This window comes from Azohydromonas sp. (assembly GCF_035325925.1).
Classification (GTDB): domain Bacteria; phylum Pseudomonadota; class Gammaproteobacteria; order Burkholderiales; family Burkholderiaceae_C; genus Calidifontimicrobium.
In genome coordinates this window covers 1-16,244 of record NZ_DAOKZA010000032.1, presented here as the reverse complement: position 1 = coordinate 16,244, position 16,244 = coordinate 1, and the positions used below count along the sequence as shown (strand labels likewise).

At 73.4% G+C, this 16,244-nt stretch carries 9 protein-coding genes and 1 CRISPR repeat array; of the genes, 8 read left to right on the top strand and 1 reads right to left on the bottom strand.

Annotated elements, in window-relative coordinates:
- Positions 1–133: 133 nt before the first annotated feature.
- Entirely contained in the window at positions 134–4,216 is a 4,083-nt protein-coding gene (locus PKC53_RS12545; protein ID WP_324429058.1) for a PAS domain S-box protein, read from the bottom strand.
- Between the two features lie 199 nt (positions 4,217–4,415).
- Here PKC53_RS12545 and PKC53_RS12540 point away from each other — a divergent pair, with 199 nt between their 5' ends.
- The 8 genes from PKC53_RS12540 to PKC53_RS12505 all read left to right on the top strand — a co-directional run bounded on the left by PKC53_RS12540 (position 4,416) and on the right by PKC53_RS12505 (position 13,716).
- Positions 4,416–5,228 (top strand): alpha/beta hydrolase, encoded by an 813-nt coding sequence (locus tag PKC53_RS12540; RefSeq protein ID WP_324429056.1) that lies wholly within the window; start codon positions 4,416–4,418, stop codon positions 5,226–5,228.
- A gap of 44 nt (positions 5,229–5,272) precedes the next feature.
- Positions 5,273–5,668: a hypothetical protein gene (locus PKC53_RS12535; RefSeq protein WP_324429054.1), complete on the top strand. Its 396-nt coding sequence runs from the start codon at positions 5,273–5,275 to the stop codon at positions 5,666–5,668.
- Positions 5,669–5,740: 72 nt separating this feature from the next.
- A complete protein-coding gene (locus tag PKC53_RS12530; RefSeq protein ID WP_324429052.1) occupies positions 5,741–7,237 on the top strand; it encodes a DUF2868 domain-containing protein in 1,497 nt (498 codons plus the stop codon).
- 8 nt (positions 7,238–7,245) lie between these two features.
- Complete coding sequence (locus PKC53_RS12525; RefSeq protein ID WP_324429050.1) at positions 7,246–8,772, top strand: GTPase domain-containing protein; 1,527 nt, start codon at positions 7,246–7,248, stop codon at positions 8,770–8,772.
- The gene (trkA, locus tag PKC53_RS12520; protein ID WP_324429048.1) at positions 8,769–10,169 is read left to right on the top strand and encodes a Trk system potassium transporter TrkA; all 1,401 of its coding nucleotides are present in this window, start codon (positions 8,769–8,771) and stop codon (positions 10,167–10,169) included. The genes PKC53_RS12525 and trkA overlap by 4 nt, the downstream gene beginning before the upstream one ends.
- Positions 10,169–11,650: a potassium transporter TrkG gene (locus PKC53_RS12515; RefSeq protein ID WP_324429046.1), complete on the top strand. Its 1,482-nt coding sequence runs from the start codon at positions 10,169–10,171 to the stop codon at positions 11,648–11,650. Before trkA ends, PKC53_RS12515 begins: the two co-directional genes overlap by 1 nt.
- 40 nt (positions 11,651–11,690) lie before the next feature.
- The gene (locus tag PKC53_RS12510) at positions 11,691–12,671 is read left to right on the top strand and encodes a hypothetical protein (RefSeq protein ID WP_324429044.1); all 981 of its coding nucleotides are present in this window, start codon (positions 11,691–11,693) and stop codon (positions 12,669–12,671) included.
- 79 nt (positions 12,672–12,750) lie between these two features.
- Entirely contained in the window at positions 12,751–13,716 is a 966-nt protein-coding gene (locus PKC53_RS12505) for a tripartite tricarboxylate transporter substrate binding protein (RefSeq protein WP_324429042.1), read from the top strand.
- A gap of 105 nt (positions 13,717–13,821) precedes the next feature.
- A CRISPR array of direct repeats spans positions 13,822–16,234; the repeat unit is 36 nt; unit sequence GTTCCGGCCAGAGCTCATATCCCGAGCATCTAGACT.
- Between the last annotated feature and the right edge of the window lie 10 nt (positions 16,235–16,244).

The window sequence follows — 16,244 nt, the reverse complement described above, 5'->3', positions numbered from 1 at the left end:
GGGCGCGCGCCGGGCTGACCGCGCGCCGGGCGCGCGCCGGGCTGACCGCGCGCCGGGCGCGCGCCGGGCTGACCGCGCGCCGTGCGCGGGCTGCCAGCGGGTGTCGAGGCCATCGGCGTGCGGGCGCCGGCGTTCAGCCGGCGCCCACGGGCAGCAGCGCCTCGAGCGCCGCGCGCAGGCGCTGCGCGTCGATCGGCTTGGGCAGCGCGCGGCGCACGCCGGCGGCGGCCAGCTCGGCGGCGGCGATGGCGTCGGCGTTGCCGCTGATCAGCACGATCGGCAGCGCCGGGCGCTGGGCGTGCACCCGGCCCGCGAGCTGCAGCCCGGTGAGCTGCGGCATCGTCTGGTCGGTGATCAGCAGGTCGAGCGCGTGGGCCGGCTCGGCCAGCCAGTCGGCGGCGGCCACCGGGTCGCGCTGCAGCTGCACCTGCAGGCCCCAGCCGCCCAGCCGCTCGACGAGGAAGTCGCCGACCATCGGGTCGTCCTCGACGACCAGCACCAGGCCGGCGAGCGCGTGCGTCGGCGCCTGCCGCGGCGCCGGCGCGGCTTCGCCGCACGGCGCGTCGGCGGCGGCCAGCGGCAGCCACACGCCGAACTCGGCGCCGGCGCCCGGCGCGGTGACCAGCTGCAGGTGCCCGCCGTGGTCGTGCACGATGCCGTGCACCATCGCCAGCCCCATGCCCGAGCCGTGGCCCGGCGCCTTGGTCGAGAAGAACGGGTCGAAGATGCGCTCGAGCAGCGCCGGCGCGATGCCGGCGCCGCTGTCGGCCACCACCAGCTCGACCCACTCGCCGGCATCGACCGGCGCGCGGCACGACGCGCAGTGCCAGCCGCCGGCGTGGCGCGCGTGCACGCGCAGCCGCAGGCCGATGCGCCCGTGGCCGTCCATTGCGTCGCGCGCGTTGATGCACAGGTTGAACAGCACCTGCTCGAGCTGCACCGCGTCGGCGGCGACGCAGGGGCCGTCGCCGGTCAGCGCCAGCGCGTCGGCGTCGATCTCCACCGAGCTCGGCAGCGTCGAGCGCAGCAGCTGCAGCGTCTGGCGCACCAGCGGGGCGAGCGCCAGCACCTTGCGCTCGCCGCGCTGGCGCCGGGCGAAGGCCAGCATCTGCGCGATCAGGTCGCGTGCGCGCTGCGCCGCCAGGTGCGCCTGGCCGAGCTGGCGCTGCAGCACGGCGTCGCCGGTGGCCTCGGCGCGCTCCTCGGCCATCACCAGGTAGCCGATGACGCTGGTCAGGATGTTGTTGAAGTCGTGCGCGATGCCGCCGGTGAGCTGGCCGATGGCCTCCATCTTCTGCGCCTGGCGCAGCTGGCGCTCGAGCGCGGCGCGCTGCGCCTCGGTGGCGCGGCGTTCGGTGACGTCGCGCGAGATCGCCAGCACGTGCGGCTCGCCGCGGTGCAGGAACGGGATCGCGTGCACCTCGGTGAGCAGGCGCGTGCCGTCCTTGTGCAGCGCCTCGAGTTCGGCGCTGCAGGCGTCGCCGGCGAGCGCGCGGCGCACCAGTTCGCGCCGCGGCCGCTCGTCCTCGGGCGAGTAGCGCTGCACTTCGAAGCCGCGGCCGATGACCTCGTCGCGTGACCAGCCGTAGATCCGCTCGAAGGCGTCGTTGACGTCGACGCGCTGGAAGCGGCTGTTCCACAGGATCAGCGCGTCGGCCGACGCGTTGAAGATCGCGCGGTACTGCGCCTCGCTGTCGCGCAGCGCCTGCTCGGCGCGCTTGCGCTCGGTGATGTCGCGGCCGATGTACAGCACGTGCGGCTCGCCGCGGTGCAGGATCGGCATGCCGCGCAGCTCGAGGTCGTAGCGGTGCCCGTCGCGGCGCACCAGCTGCGTCTCGACGAGCACCGGCTCGCCGGCCAGCGCGCGCGCGTGCAGCGCGCGGATCTCGGCACCGGCCTCGGGCGGGTTGGCCAGCACGCGGTCGACACCGACCACCTCGTCGCGCGCATGGCCGCTCATGCGTTCGTAGGTGACGTTGACGTCGACGATGCGAAACGCCGCGTCGCGCAGCACCAGCGCGTCGGCCGAGGCGTTGAAGATCGCGCGGTACTGCGCCTCGCTGGCGCGCAGCGCCTGCTCGGCGGCGTGGCGGTCGCTGATGTCGCGCAGATGGCCGACGAACAGGCTGCCCTCGGGCAGCTCGGCCACGCTGATCGCCATCTCGACCGGGATCTCGCGCCCGTCGGCCGTGAGCGCCGTGGTCTCGACCAGCCGCCCGAGCATCGGGCCGCGGCCGCTGCCGTGGCGGTAGTGGCGCAGCCCGCGCAGGTGCGCGTCGCGGTGGCGCGGCGGCACGATCACCTCGGCCAGCGCCCGCCCGACGACGTCGTCGCGGCGGTGGCCGAACACGCGTTCGGCGGCGCGGTTGAACTCGACGATGCGTCCGTCGGCGTCCATGCCGATCACGCCGTCGAACGCCGCCTCGACGGTCGCGCGCAGCCGCGCCTCGCTGCGCCGCAGCTCGCGCTCGCGCTCGAGCCGGTCGGTGACGTCGCGGCCGATGCCCAGGGCGAACGGCTCGCCGCCGAGCGACACCGGCAGGTAGCGCAGCTCGATGTCGAACGGCGAGCCGTCGACGCGCACGACGCGCTCGACGACCTGCACCTCGCGCCCGGCCAGCGCGGCCCCGATGTGCGGCAGCAGCTTGCGCAGGTCGTCGGCGTCGGGGCGTTCGCTCCAGTGGCGGCCGACGACGTCGTCGCGCGCCAGCCCGGTCACGCGCGCGAACGCCGCGTTGACGTCGACGGTGTGCAGCGCGCGGTCCCACAGCACCATCGGGTCGACGCTGCCGTCGAAGATCGCGCGGTACTGCTGCTCCTTGGCCTGCAGCGCGGCGAGCGCGGCCTTGCGCTCGGTGATCTCGCGCGTGAACGCCAGGACGTGCGGGCGCCCGTCGATCAGCGCCGGCTTCAGCCGCACCTCGTCCCAGTGCAGGCTGCCGTCCTTGCGGCGGCGGTGCCACTGGAACGGCGGGCAGCGGTCGAGCGGCGCCAGCGCGAGCCAGTGCGCCGCCTGCTCGGCGGTGTACGGCGGCTCGCCGGAGCTGAACTCGGCCACCGTCATGCGTTTCATCTCGTCGCGGCTCCAGCCGTAGACCTCGCTGGCCTTGGCGTTGACGTCGACGATCGCCCCGGTGGCCCAGTCGTGGATGAAGATCGCGTCCTCGGCGGCCTCGAAGATCGCGCGGTAGCTGGCCTCCGAGCGCTGCAGCGCCTCGCTGGCCGCCAGCCGCTCGAGTTCGGCGGCGGCGCGCACCGCGAAGATCTCCAGCGTCGACTCGATGCGCGCCAGCTGCACCAGAGGCCGCCGCGACGCCACCGCGAGCACGCCGATCGCGCTGCCGTCGAGCGCGGTCAGCGGGTAGCCGGCATAACCCTCGGTGGCCTGCAGCCGGGCGTCGAAGTCGTCGGGGAACAGTTGCAGCAGGTCGCGCGGGTAGGCACGGAACCGCTGCCCGAGCACCGTGCGGCACGGCGTGCCGTCGATCGAGTAGCGCACCTGGCGCACGATCTGCCCGTCGTGGTGCATTGCCAGGATCGTCAGCGCGTCGGGGTCCTCGGGGCGGTGGCGCGCGACGAAAGCCACCTCGACGTGCAGCAGTTGGGCCAGCAGGCGCACCAGCTCGTCGAACACGGTGTCGCTGCGCGCGCCCGAGACGGCCAGCGCGGTGGCGCGGAACACCTCGTCGGTGCGGCTGCGCTCGATCTCGGCGGCCAGCCGCCCGGCGACGACCTTGAGCATCGCCTCGGCGTGCGCGGCGTCGCCGCCGGCCACCGGCCGGCGGTCCATCACCACCAGCATGCCCAGCGGCTGGCCGTCGCTGGCGGCCAACGGCACCGCGGCGTACGAGTCCATGCCGTGGGCCGCGAAGATCGTGCCCGGCGGGAACTCGGCGGCCACGCCGGCGGCGACATAGCGGAAGTCGCGCCCGCGCACCTGTGCGCAAGGCGTGCCGGCGATCGTGTACTCGAACGTGGCGAGCGCGCGGCCGTCGAGCCGCGCCGCCAGCGTGCGCGCGACGCTGCACGCGTCGTCGACGAACACGGTGACGAACGCGGCCGCCGCACCGAGTGCGTCGGCGAGCTCGGCGACGAGGTCGTCGTACAGCGCCTCGCCGCCCGGGTGCACCGCGGCCAGCGCGACGCGGCGCAGCGCGCGCAGCGGCTCGTCCGGCGCCGGTGCGCCGCGGGGGGCGGGGGTCGCCGCGACCTTCATGCGTCGAGTCTAGGGGCGCGCCGCCGCGGCGTGGCGCCGATTGCCTGCGCGATACACGCGCGATACCCGCGCGTTGCCGCGCCGTCCGCCGCGCCGCGCCCCGGCTACACACCGATGCCGGCGTGCACCCGCGCGGTTACCGGCGCCGCGCACAGTGGTCGCATCGCCCCGCGGGGGCACCGGCACAGGAGACAGGCACATGCACACGAACCCCGCCGCCGCCGGCGAACGGCTCGCAGCCCCGGTGGTCGTCGCGCTGCACAGCAGCGGCGCGGGCCCACGCCAGTGGGCGCCCTGGCAGCCGTGGATGGACGCCGACGCGCCGTGGCTCGCGCCCGGGCTGATCGGCTACGACCCGGGCGCGCCGTGGGCCGAAGGCGAGCGCGTGACGCTCGACGACGAGGCGCGGCGCATCGCGCAGCTCGCCGCCGCCCACCCCGGCGGCGTGCACCTGGTCGGCCACTCGTACGGCGGCGCGGTGGCGCTGCGCGTGGCGCTGCGCTGGCCGCAGCACGTGCGCAGCCTCGCGCTGTACGAGCCGGTGCTGTTCGCGCTGCTGCGCGACGACGGCGACGGCGTCGACTGGCACGCCATCACCGGCGTCGGCCGGCGCATCGGCGCGCTGGCGCGCGAAGGCCGGCGGCTCGACGCGGCGGCGCTGTTCGTCGACTACTGGAGCGGCGAAGGTGCCTGGGAGGCGCTCGCGCCGTCGCGCCGCCACGCGGTGGGCGCACGCATGCCCAAGGTCGCTGCCGAGTTCGACGCGCTGTTCGACGACGACGTCGGCGCCGACGCCTACCGCGCGCTGCGCATGCCGGTGCGGCTGGTCGGCGGCGAACGCTCGCCGCGGCCGGCGCGGCGCGTGCTGCAGCGGCTGTCGCGGCTGCTGCCGGCGGTGCAGACGCTGCTGCTGCCCGGGCTGGGGCACATGGGCCCGCTCGAGTCGCCGGGGCGCGTGGCCGACGCCTTCGCGCTGGTCTCGCCGCGCACCGTGACGCTGCTGGCGGCCTGAGCCCCGCCGCGACCGCGGACACCCCTTCGGACGAGAGGCACACGATGGACCCGAGGATCAAGCGCCTGTACTGGCAGCTCACCGCGCTGCTGCTGGCCGCGCACTTCGCGCAGTGGCGCTGGGGGCTGCCGCTGGCGATCGCGCTCAACGTCGCGCAGCTGCTGCACTTCGCCGCGGTGCGGCGCAGCGCACGCTCGCTGGAAGTGCAGGTGCGCGCCGCCTACCTCGCGCTGCTGGCGCTGGGCACGCTGCCCGGGCTGTGGCCGGTGCACGGGGTGCAGTTCGTCGGCGTCAACGCCCTGCTGGTGGCCGACTACTGCCTGCTCGCGCGGCTGCTGGCGCTGCTGCCGGTGCACCGCCGCCAGCCGCTGAGCGCGGCGCTGGTGCGGCGGGTGCTGCTGCTGCCGCCGGCGCCGGGCGCGATCACCTCGCGCCTGTAGCCGGCGGTCGCCGGCTTCACGCGCCGCCGCGCCGCGGCCGCGGCGGTGGCGCTTCTGGCACCATCGCGGCCCATGGACGAAACCGCCGCGCGCGAAGCGGTGCTGGTGCGCGTGATCGACCGCGCCGAACCCGAACTGCCGCGCTGGGCCGCCGCCGACCGTGCCTGGGCGTCGCGCGTGGCCGCCGAGACGGTCGGTGCCGGCGCGTCGGCGGCGGCCTTCGTCGCCGCGCGCGCGCACGCGGCGCTGCAGCGGCTGCTGCCGCGCGACAGCGGCGCCAGCACGAACGTCTGGCGCTGGCTGCAGCGCCCACTGTGGCGGCCGGCCTGGGTGCTGTGGGCGCTGCTCGCCGGGCTGGTCGCCGGTGCGCTGGTCGACCGCGTCGGCAGCGCGCAGCACGTCAACCTGCTCGCCCCGCCGGTGTGGGCGGTGGTGGCGTGGAACCTCGCGATCTACCTGCTGCTCGCGCTGCGCGTGCTGGCCGGGCTGCTGCGCCGCGGCCCCGACACCCCCGGGCCGATCGCGGCCACGGTGCGCCGGCTGGTGCGCCGCGGCGGCGAGGCGCGCGCGCCGCGCGGGTTGACCGAGCTCGGGCTGGCCAAGGTCTGGCCGGCGTACCTCGCCGACTGGACGCAGGCCAGCGCGCCGCTGGTGGCCGCGCGTGCGTCGGCGGTGCTGCATGCCGGCGCGGCGGCGCTGGGCGCCGGACTGCTCGCCGGGCTGTACCTGCGCGGGCTCGTGCTCGACTACCGCGCCGGCTGGCAGAGCACCTTCCTCGAACCGGCGGCGGTGCACGCGGCGCTGTCGCTGCTGTTTGCGCCGGCGTCGGCGCTGTCGGGCGTCGCGGTGCCCGACCTGGCGGGCATCGCCGCGCTGCGCGTGGCGCCCGACGCCCCGGGCGGCGGCGGTTCGGCGGCGCCGTGGATCCACCTGTACGCGTGGACGCTGGCGCTGGCGGTGCTGCTGCCGCGCGGGCTGCTGGCGCTGTGGTCGCTGGGGCGTGCGCGGCGGCTGGCGCGGCGCTTCCCGCTGCCGCTCGACGAGCCTTACTACCAGCAGCTGCTGCGCCACCAGCGGCGCGACGCGGCGCGCGTGCGCGTGTGGCCGCACGCGCAGGCGCCGTCGGCGCAGGCGACGCTGGCGCTGCGCGCGATCTGCGCGCGCGTGTGGGGCGAGACGGTGCAGCTCGACATCGGCGCCGCGGTGCCTTGGGGCGACGAGGCGGCTGCCGCCGCGTCGGCGGCGGCAGCGGCGGGCGACGCGGCGATCGCGCTGTTCGACATGGGCGCCACGCCCGAGGCCGAGCAGCAGGGCCGCTTCCTGCGCGAGCTGGCGCAGGCGCTGCCGGCGGGCACGCCGCTGCTGGTGCTGGTCGACGAGGCGGCGTTCCGCGCGCGCTTCGCCGCGCTCGAGGACCGCCTGACGCAGCGCCGCGCCGCCTGGGCCGCGCTGGCGCGCACGCTGGGCACCGCGGCGGTGTTCCTCGACCTCGCCGCCCCCGACCTGGCCACCGCCGAGCGCCTGCTGCAGGCGGCGCTCGACCGCCCGGTGCAGCGCGCCGCCGCGTGAGCACCGCGATGCACGACCCCGCGGCGGCCGACGGCGCGCGCGCCGTCACGCTGAGCCTGGTGTCGCACACCAACGTCGGCAAGACGACGCTGGCGCGCACGCTGCTGGGGCGCGACGTCGGCGAGGTGCGCGACGAGCCCCACGTCACCGAGTTCGCCGAGGTGCACCGGCTGCTGGCCACCGACGCCGGCGACGAGCTGCGGCTGTGGGACACCCCCGGCTTCGGCGACAGCGTGCGGCTGGCGCGGCGCATGCGCCAGGCCGACCAGCCGCTGGGCTGGTTCCTGACGCAGGTCTGGGACCGCTTCACCGACCGCGGCTTCTGGGCCAGCCAGCAGGCGCTGCGCAACGTGCGCGACCACGCCGACGTCGTGCTGTACCTGGTCAACGCCGCCGAGGCGCCCGAGGCCGCCGGCTACGTCGCGCCCGAGATGCAGCTGCTCGAGTGGATCGGCAAGCCGGTGCTGGTGCTGCTCAACCAGCTCGGCGCGCCGCGCGACCCGGCGCACGAGGCCGCCGAGGTGCAGCGCTGGCGACGCCACCTGCAGGGCCGCCCGCTCGTGCGCCAGGTCCTGCCGCTGGACGCCTTCGCACGCTGCTGGGTGCAGGAGGGCGTGCTGCTGACCGCGGTCGAGGCGGCGCTGGACGGCGCGCCGCGCGCCGCGATGGCGCGGCTGCGCGCCGCGTGGCTGGCGCGACGGCGCGCCACGTTCGAGCTGAGCGTGCAGGCGCTGGCCGCGAGCCTGGCGCAGGTCGCGCTGGCGCGCGTGACGGTGGGCGACGCCGGCGGGCTGGCCGGGCAGCTGCGCACCCAGGTGCGCGAGATCGGCAGCCGCCTGCGCGGCGGCGGCGACGCCGGCCCGGTGGCGGTGGCGCAGCAGGCCCTGGCCGAGCAGCTCGACCGCGCCGTGCGGTCGGCCACCGCGCGGCTGATCGCGCTGCACGGCCTCGAGGGCGACGCCGAGGGCGAGATCGCGCAGCGGCTGGCGACGCACTACGACATGCGGCTGCGCGTCGACGAGGGCAGGGCGGCGCTGCTCGGGGGCGTGGTCACCGGCGCGCTCGCCGGGCTGAAGGCCGACCTGGCCACCGGCGGGCTGACGCTGGGCGGCGGGCTGCTCGCCGGCTCGCTGCTCGGCGCGCTGGGCGGCGCCGGCGTCGCGCGGATGGTCAACCTGGTGCGCGGCACCGAGCGCTCGTGGCTGGGCTGGCAGCCGGCGGTGCTCGACGGGCTGGTCGACGCGGCGTTGCTGCGCTACCTCGCGGTGGCGCACTTCGGGCGCGGGCGCGGCCAGTGGAGCGAGGGCGAGACCCCGCCGCACTGGCCCGACGCGGTGGCGCAGGCGCTGGCACCGCGGCGCGAAGCGCTGGCCGCGCTGTGGGCCTCGCGCCCCGAGGGCGGCGACGACGCCGAGCGCGCCGCGGCCGCCGAGGCGCTGGCGCGACAGCTGCAGCCGCTGCTGGCCGACGCCGCCGACGAGCTGCTGCGGCGGTTGTATCCTGCGGCGCAGGCCACCCCCACGGGCGCAACGTGAACATCATCATCATCGGCGCCGGCCGCGTCGGCGAGAGCGTCGCCGAGAGCCTGGTGTCGGAGAAGAACGACATCACCGTCATCGACACCGACCCGCAGCGGCTGGTGGCGTTGCAGGACCGCGTCGACCTGCGCGGCGTCGCCGGCAACGGCGTGCAGCCGTCGGTGCTGCGCGAAGCCGGCATCGAGGACTGCGACATGCTCATCGCCTGCGCGCCGCTCGACGAGACCAACCTCGTCGTGTGCAAGGTCGCGCACGACCTGTTCAACGTGCCGACGACGATCGCGCGGCTGCGCTCGCCGGAGTTCGTCGGCGACATGCCGCTGCTGAGCAAGGAGTCGGGCTTCGCGGTCGACCAGGTGATCTGCCCCGAGCAGTCGGTGACCGCGTACATCCGCAAGCTCATCGAGTACCCCGAGGCACTGCAGGTGCTCGAGTTCGCCGGCGGCGTGGTCAGCCTGATCGCGGTGCGCGCGGTGGCCGGCGGGCCGCTGGTGCGGCACAACCTGTCGGAGATCCCGCAGCTGCTGCCCGGCATCGAGATGCGCATCGTCGCGATCTACCGCGGCCACGAGCGCGTGCCGGCGGTGGGCGCGACGCGCATCGAGGCCGACGACGAGGTGTTCGTGCTCGCAGCCACCAAGGACATCCGCCGCGTGCTCGGCGCGCTGCGCCAGATGGACCGCCCGGTGCGCCGCGTGATGATCGCCGGCGGCGGCAAGGTGGGGCTGCGGCTGGCGCGCGAGATCCACGCGCGCCACGAGGTGAAGATCATCGAGAGCGACCGCAAGCGCTGCGACTACCTGGCCACGCAGCTGCCCACCAGCGTGCTCGTGCTGCACGCCGACTCCACCGACGAGGAGCTGATGGAGGCCGAGAGCGTGCGCGAGATGGACCTGTTCATCGCCATCACCAGCGACGACGAGGACAACATCATGGCCTGCCTGCTGGCCAAGCGGCTGGGCGCGCGCCGCGTGCTGGCGCTGATCAACCGCCGCGCCTACGCCGACCTGGTGCAGGGCACGCAGATCGACATCGCGATCTCGCCGTCGCACGCGGTCATCGGCGAGCTGCTGGCGTTCGTGCGCCGCGGCGACGTCGAGGCGGTGCACAGCCTGCGCCGCGGCGCCAGCGAGGCGTTCGAGGTGGTCGCGCGCGGCGACCGGCGCACCTCGCGCGTGGTCGGCCGCCGCATCGAGGAGCTGGCGCTGCCGCGCGGCGCCGAGATCGGCGCCATCGTGCGCCGCCTCGGCGCGGAGGGCGTCGAGCCCGAGGTGATCATCCCGCACCACGACACGGTGATCGCCGACAACGACCACGTCATCGTGTTCATGCCGCGCAAGCGCATGGTGCGCGAGGTCGAGAAGCTGTTCCAGGTCGGCGCGACCTTCTTCTGATGCAGGCGCCGCTGCTGGCCACGCTGCCCGTGCTGGGGCTGCTGGGGATCATCGTCGTCGTGTTCGGCTTCACGCTGAGCGTGCCGCTGGGCGTGTCGCTGGCCCTGCGCGACGGCGCGCACCGCGCCTTCGCTCCCGAGTTGCTGCTCACGGTGCTGGTCGGCGCGACGCTGTGGGCGCTGACGCGGCGCTTCCGCCGCGAGCTGCAGGCGCGCGACGGCGTGCTGCTGGTGGTGCTGGCGTGGACCGTGCTGCCGGTGTTCGGCGCGCTGCCGCTGCACGTGTACTTCGAGCAGGCCGGCCGCCCGATCAGCTGGACCGACGCCTACTTCGAGGCGGTCTCGGGGCTGACGACCACCGGCGGCACCGTGCTCACCGGGCTCGACGACCTGCCGGCGTCGATCAACGTCTGGCGCACCTTCCTGCAGTGGCTCGGCGGGCTGGGCATCCTGATCCTCGCGGTGGCGATCCTGCCGATGCTCGGCGTCGGCGGCAGCCAGCTGTTCCGCGCCGAGGCCGCCGGGCCGCTGAAGGACACCAAGCTCACGCCGCGCATCACCGAGACCGCCAAGGGGCTGTGGACGGTGTACGCGGTGCTGTCGCTCGCCTGCGTGACGGCGTACTGGCTCGGCGGCATGGAGCCGCTGGACGCCTGGAAGCACATGTTCTCCACTGTCAGCCTCGGCGGGCTGTCGTCGCACGACGCGAGCTTCGGCTACTTCGCGTCGCCGGCGCTGGAGGCGATCGCCATCGTCTTCATGCTGGTGTGCAGCTGCAACTTCGCGGTGTACTTCCTCGCGGTGCGCAAGGGCTCGCTGATGGTCGTCGCCCGCGACCCCGAGACGCGCGCGACGCTGGCGGTGATGATCGGCAGCGCCGTGCTGGTGACCGTGGTGCTGTGGGCGCGCCAGACCTACGACGACCCGCTCACCGCGCTGCGCCACGCCGCGTTCAACGTGATCTCGGTCGCGTCGACCACCGGCTACGCCACCGTCGACTACCTGCAGTGGCCGGTGTTCCCGCCGGTGCTGATGCTGCTGCTGTCGGGCGTGGCCACCAGCGCCGGCTCGACCGGCTGCGGCATCAAGATGGTGCGGCTGCTGATCCTCGTCAAGCAGACGCGGCGCGAGCTGACGCGGCTGATCCACCCGCGCGCCGTGCGCCCGGTGACGCTGGGCGGCCACGCCGTCGACAACAACGTGATCTTCGCGGTGCTCGGCTACATGCTGGTCTACGGGGTCACGCTGACCGGCTTCGTGATGCTGCTGCTGCTGTCGGAGATGGACCTGGAGACGGCGATCGGCGCCGCGGTCGCGTCGCTGCACTGCATGGGCCCGGGCCTGGGCCCGGCCGGCCCGGCGGGCAACTACGCCGGCTTCACCGACTTCCAGAAGTGGGTGCTGACGCTGGCGATGCTGATCGGCCGCGTCGAGCTGCTGTCGTTCATGGTGCTGTTCACGCGGCAGTTCTGGCGCAAGTGAGCGAAGCCGTCGCCCCCGGCCTGCCGCCGGCTGCACGCGGATGAAGCGAGGTTGTCTGGTGCTCGTCGGCGTGCTGTGCGCCGCGCTGGCCGCCGAGTGGTGGCTGGCCGGTGCGCTCGGCGTGCCGGCGCGCGCTGCGGTGGCGCCGCTGCTGGCGCTGCTGGCGACGCTGGCGCTGGGCAGCCTGCAGGGCGTGTGGCAGGCGCTGCGCGAAACCGGCGGCGCGGCGCCGCAGCCCGCGGCGTGGCGCGACGGCGACGCCGTCGTCGTCGAGGGCACGCTGCAGGTCCGCGGCGCGCCGCCGCGCGCGCCGTTCAGCGGGCGCAGCGCCGTCTACGTCGACTACGGCGCGTGGGGCGTCGACGTGGCCGGCGACGCGAGCGCCTCGCAGCGGCCGCACTGGCGCGGGCGCATCGCGGCGCCGGCGCTGCTGCAAGGCCCCTGGGGCGAGGTCGCGCTGCACGGCATGCCGCCGGTGCGCGCGTGGCCGCAGCAGCAGTTCGGCGACGCGGCGGCACGCGAGCGCGCGGTGCGGCACCTGGCGACCACGGCGTGGCGGCGCGCAGCCGACGCGGTGTCGATCGGCGACGCCGACTCGCTCGCCGTGCCGGCCGACCCCGGCGCCGACGCGCCGACGCAGGTGCACCTGATGAATGCCGAGGCGCGGCACGCGCTGGGTTTCGACGCCGGCGCGGCGCCCGACGACGCGGCGCTGCGCCGTCGCCTGGACGAACGCGCCTGGACCTTCGCCGAGCGCCTGGTCGCTCCGGGCGAGCGGGTCACCGTGGCCGGCACCTTCCGCGCGCTGCCGCGGCGCATCGACGTGGGCGCGTCGCCGCGGCACCCCGGGCACGCGGTGCACCCGGGCGCCGCGGCGCCGCTGGCCGCGCGGCAGCGGCGCACGACGCTGGGGTTCGCCGCGGCGCTGCTCGTGCTGGCGCTGGCAGCCCACCTGTTCGTCTACGCCGACGGCGGGGCGCACCTGAACGACGCGATCGGCGCGCTGGGGCTGGCGCGCTGAGACGCGCACGCCGCGGCGCGCCAGAATCGGCGCCTCGCCGCGCCGCGAAGGCGCGCCGTCCACCCCCGGAGCCCGACGCATGCAACGACGCACCCTGCTCACCGCCGCCACCCTCGTCGCGTTTGCCGCGCTGCCGGCCGTCGCGCAGACCGCCACCACGCGCATCGTCGTGCCGTTCGCGCCCGGCGGGCCGATCGACACCACGGTGCGCGTGCTCGCCGAGCAGGTGCGCGCGACGCTGGGCAACGTGGTGGTCGAGAACCGCCCGGGCGGCGGCGGCAACATCGGCGTCGACGCGGTGGCGAGGGCCGCGCCCGACGGGCTGACGCTGGGCATCGCGACCACCGCGTCGCACGGCATCAACCCCTGGCTGTTCGCCAGGCTGCCGTACGACCCGGCGAAGGACTTCGCGCCGATCACGCAGATGCTGCGCGTGCCCAACGTGGTCGTCATCAACGCCGAGACGGCGCAGCGGCTGGGCATCGGCACGCTGGCCGACCTGATCCGCTACGCCAAGGCCCACCCGGCCAGGCTCAACTACGGCTCGGGCGGCAACGGCAGCGCCGGCCACCTGGCCGGCGAGATGCTGAAGGCGCAGGCCGGCATCTTCGCGGTGCACATCCCCTACGGCGGCGGCGCGCCGGCGCAGCTGGCGCTGCTGTCGGGGCAGGTCGACTTCAACATCGACAACCTCGCCACCGCGGCGCCGAACATCCGCGCCGGCAAGCTCAAGGCGCTGGCGGTGACCACCGCGCAGCGCGCCGGCGTGATGCCCGACGTGCCCACCGTGGCGGAGACGCTGCCCGGCTTCGAGATCGACACCTGGTGGGGCCTGATCGCGCCGGCCGGCACGCCGCGCGAGAAGGTGCAGCAGCTCAACGCGGCCTTCGTCGCGGCGCTGAACGCGCCCGAGGTGAAGGCGCGCTTCGCCGCGCTGATGGCCGAGCCCGCGCCGAGCACGCCCGAGCAGTTCGACGCCTTCATGCAGCGCGAGCGCGCGAAGTACGAACGCCTGGTCAGGCTCAGCGGCGCGAAGGTCGACTGAGCCGCGCGCGCGCCGATCGGCGCGCTGAATGGGTCGTGCGCTCTGGGTCGCCGCGCTTCGGCGCGACGAATCGCTGTGATGGGCAGAGGCCCGTCACAGCGATTCGTTCCGGCCAGAGCTCATATCCCGAGCATCTAGACTCCGCGAGGGCCGCAACCTCATCATCTGGGAGTTCCGGCCAGAGCTCATATCCCGAGCATCTAGACTCGTAACCACGCCCGTAATCGCAATGGACGTGTTCCGGCCAGAGCTCATATCCCGAGCATCTAGACTATCGCCCTCGCAGAAGCCACCGACGATCCGGTTCCGGCCAGAGCTCATATCCCGAGCATCTAGACTCAGGAACAGGATCCCCAACGGGAACGCGCAGTTCCGGCCAGAGCTCATATCCCGAGCATCTAGACTGGCGGGGAGGCGCGCCTACGCTGCGCTGCTGTTCCGGCCAGAGCTCATATCCCGAGCATCTAGACTGCAGTTCCCAGCGGTTCTTTCGAGGGTTGAGTTCCGGCCAGAGCTCATATCCCGAGCATCTAGACTACACGACCTTGCGCGCACGCGAGTGCTCGCGTTCCGGCCAGAGCTCATATCCCGAGCATCTAGACTCGTGCTGCAGCTCACCGAAGACGCCGCGCTGGTTCCGGCCAGAGCTCATATCCCGAGCATCTAGACTAGAACGGCGGCGCGAAGCCGCGCTGCGCAAGTTCCGGCCAGAGCTCATATCCCGAGCATCTAGACTAGACCTGACGCACGAACACGGCACTTGGCGGTTCCGGCCAGAGCTCATATCCCGAGCATCTAGACTCACGGGCGAGCTGCGCAAGATGGCGCAGCAGTTCCGGCCAGAGCTCATATCCCGAGCATCTAGACTGTAGGCCTCGGCGCGCGTGGCCAGGGCGTTGTTCCGGCCAGAGCTCATATCCCGAGCATCTAGACTGGCGCGCCGCTGCGAGTGCGCATCACGAAGGTTCCGGCCAGAGCTCATATCCCGAGCATCTAGACTCCAAGCGCTGCCGCGCGGTGGTGACGGTACGTTCCGGCCAGAGCTCATATCCCGAGCATCTAGACTATCGCGGTCAGTTAGAACGATCCGTCCGATGTTCCGGCCAGAGCTCATATCCCGAGCATCTAGACTCAGTAATACGGGGCTAAAGTCCCCCCGGGGGTTCCGGCCAGAGCTCATATCCCGAGCATCTAGACTCGTGTCGCCCACGCGCAGCGTGCCGGCGCTGTTCCGGCCAGAGCTCATATCCCGAGCATCTAGACTAAGCCTTGGTGCTTCCGGCCGTGGCTTTGTGTTCCGGCCAGAGCTCATATCCCGAGCATCTAGACTTGACGCGAACGCCGGGGTGATTTTCGACGGGTTCCGGCCAGAGCTCATATCCCGAGCATCTAGACTCAAAACCACTTTGCTGCCCGTCGTCGGGTGGTTCCGGCCAGAGCTCATATCCCGAGCATCTAGACTCGGCCAGGTCATCGACTGCTGCGCGCACATGTTCCGGCCAGAGCTCATATCCCGAGCATCTAGACTAGGTCCGCTCGATCTGCACCTGCATCTGCGGTTCCGGCCAGAGCTCATATCCCGAGCATCTAGACTGGCCACCGCTGCGGCGATGCCGAACGAGCCGTTCCGGCCAGAGCTCATATCCCGAGCATCTAGACTTGATGCATGGGTACAGCGTCGGCCGGGGGAGTTCCGGCCAGAGCTCATATCCCGAGCATCTAGACTTGCGGCGCTGGATAGTGTGCGGCGCTTTGGGTTCCGGCCAGAGCTCATATCCCGAGCATCTAGACTGCCCGCGCCGGGCGACCAGATCGGTCATGAGTTCCGGCCAGAGCTCATATCCCGAGCATCTAGACTCACGCCATGTCGCGCTCCATGTTCCACTTTGTTCCGGCCAGAGCTCATATCCCGAGCATCTAGACTGCCGCGCTGCCGCGCTCGCGTTCAGGTCGAGTTCCGGCCAGAGCTCATATCCCGAGCATCTAGACTTGGCCCATGAGCACACGGCGGCAATGGCTAGTTCCGGCCAGAGCTCATATCCCGAGCATCTAGACTTGCGCGTGAATCGCGGCAGCGTCCGGACAAGTTCCGGCCAGAGCTCATATCCCGAGCATCTAGACTCGTCGCACGCGCCGCCGTGCGGCTTCCGGTGTTCCGGCCAGAGCTCATATCCCGAGCATCTAGACTACAGGATGCTGTCGTGACGATCACCAAGCAGTTCCGGCCAGAGCTCATATCCCGAGCATCTAGACTGTGCGTGGTGTCGATCTGACTGACAACTATGTTCCGGCCAGAGCTCATATCCCGAGCATCTAGACTGTCGGCCTCCTCCTCCAGGCGCAGGCACCAGTTCCGGCCAGAGCTCATATCCCGAGCATCTAGACTGGCTCGCAGTACGAGGGCATCGCCGCGTCGGTTCCGGCCAGAGCTCATATCCCGAGCATCTAGACTCACCGTTCAACTAGACGCCGAAACCATGGCGTTCCGGCCAGAGCTCATATCCCGAGCATCTAGACTGTAGTCGCCG

Excerpts from the sequence above, each read along its gene's own strand:
- PKC53_RS12545 (WP_324429058.1), bottom strand. The coding sequence starts at position 4,216 with ATGAAGGTCGCGGCGACCCCCGCCCCCCGCGGCGCACCGGCGCCGGAC.
- PKC53_RS12540 (WP_324429056.1), top strand. The coding sequence starts at position 4,416 with ATGCACACGAACCCCGCCGCCGCCGGCGAACGGCTCGCAGCCCCGGTG.
- PKC53_RS12535 (WP_324429054.1), top strand. The coding sequence starts at position 5,273 with ATGGACCCGAGGATCAAGCGCCTGTACTGGCAGCTCACCGCGCTGCTG.
- PKC53_RS12530 (WP_324429052.1), top strand. The coding sequence starts at position 5,741 with ATGGACGAAACCGCCGCGCGCGAAGCGGTGCTGGTGCGCGTGATCGAC.
- PKC53_RS12525 (WP_324429050.1), top strand. The coding sequence starts at position 7,246 with ATGCACGACCCCGCGGCGGCCGACGGCGCGCGCGCCGTCACGCTGAGC.
- PKC53_RS12515 (WP_324429046.1), top strand. The coding sequence starts at position 10,169 with ATGCAGGCGCCGCTGCTGGCCACGCTGCCCGTGCTGGGGCTGCTGGGG.
- PKC53_RS12510 (WP_324429044.1), top strand. The coding sequence starts at position 11,691 with ATGAAGCGAGGTTGTCTGGTGCTCGTCGGCGTGCTGTGCGCCGCGCTG.
- PKC53_RS12505 (WP_324429042.1), top strand. The coding sequence starts at position 12,751 with ATGCAACGACGCACCCTGCTCACCGCCGCCACCCTCGTCGCGTTTGCC.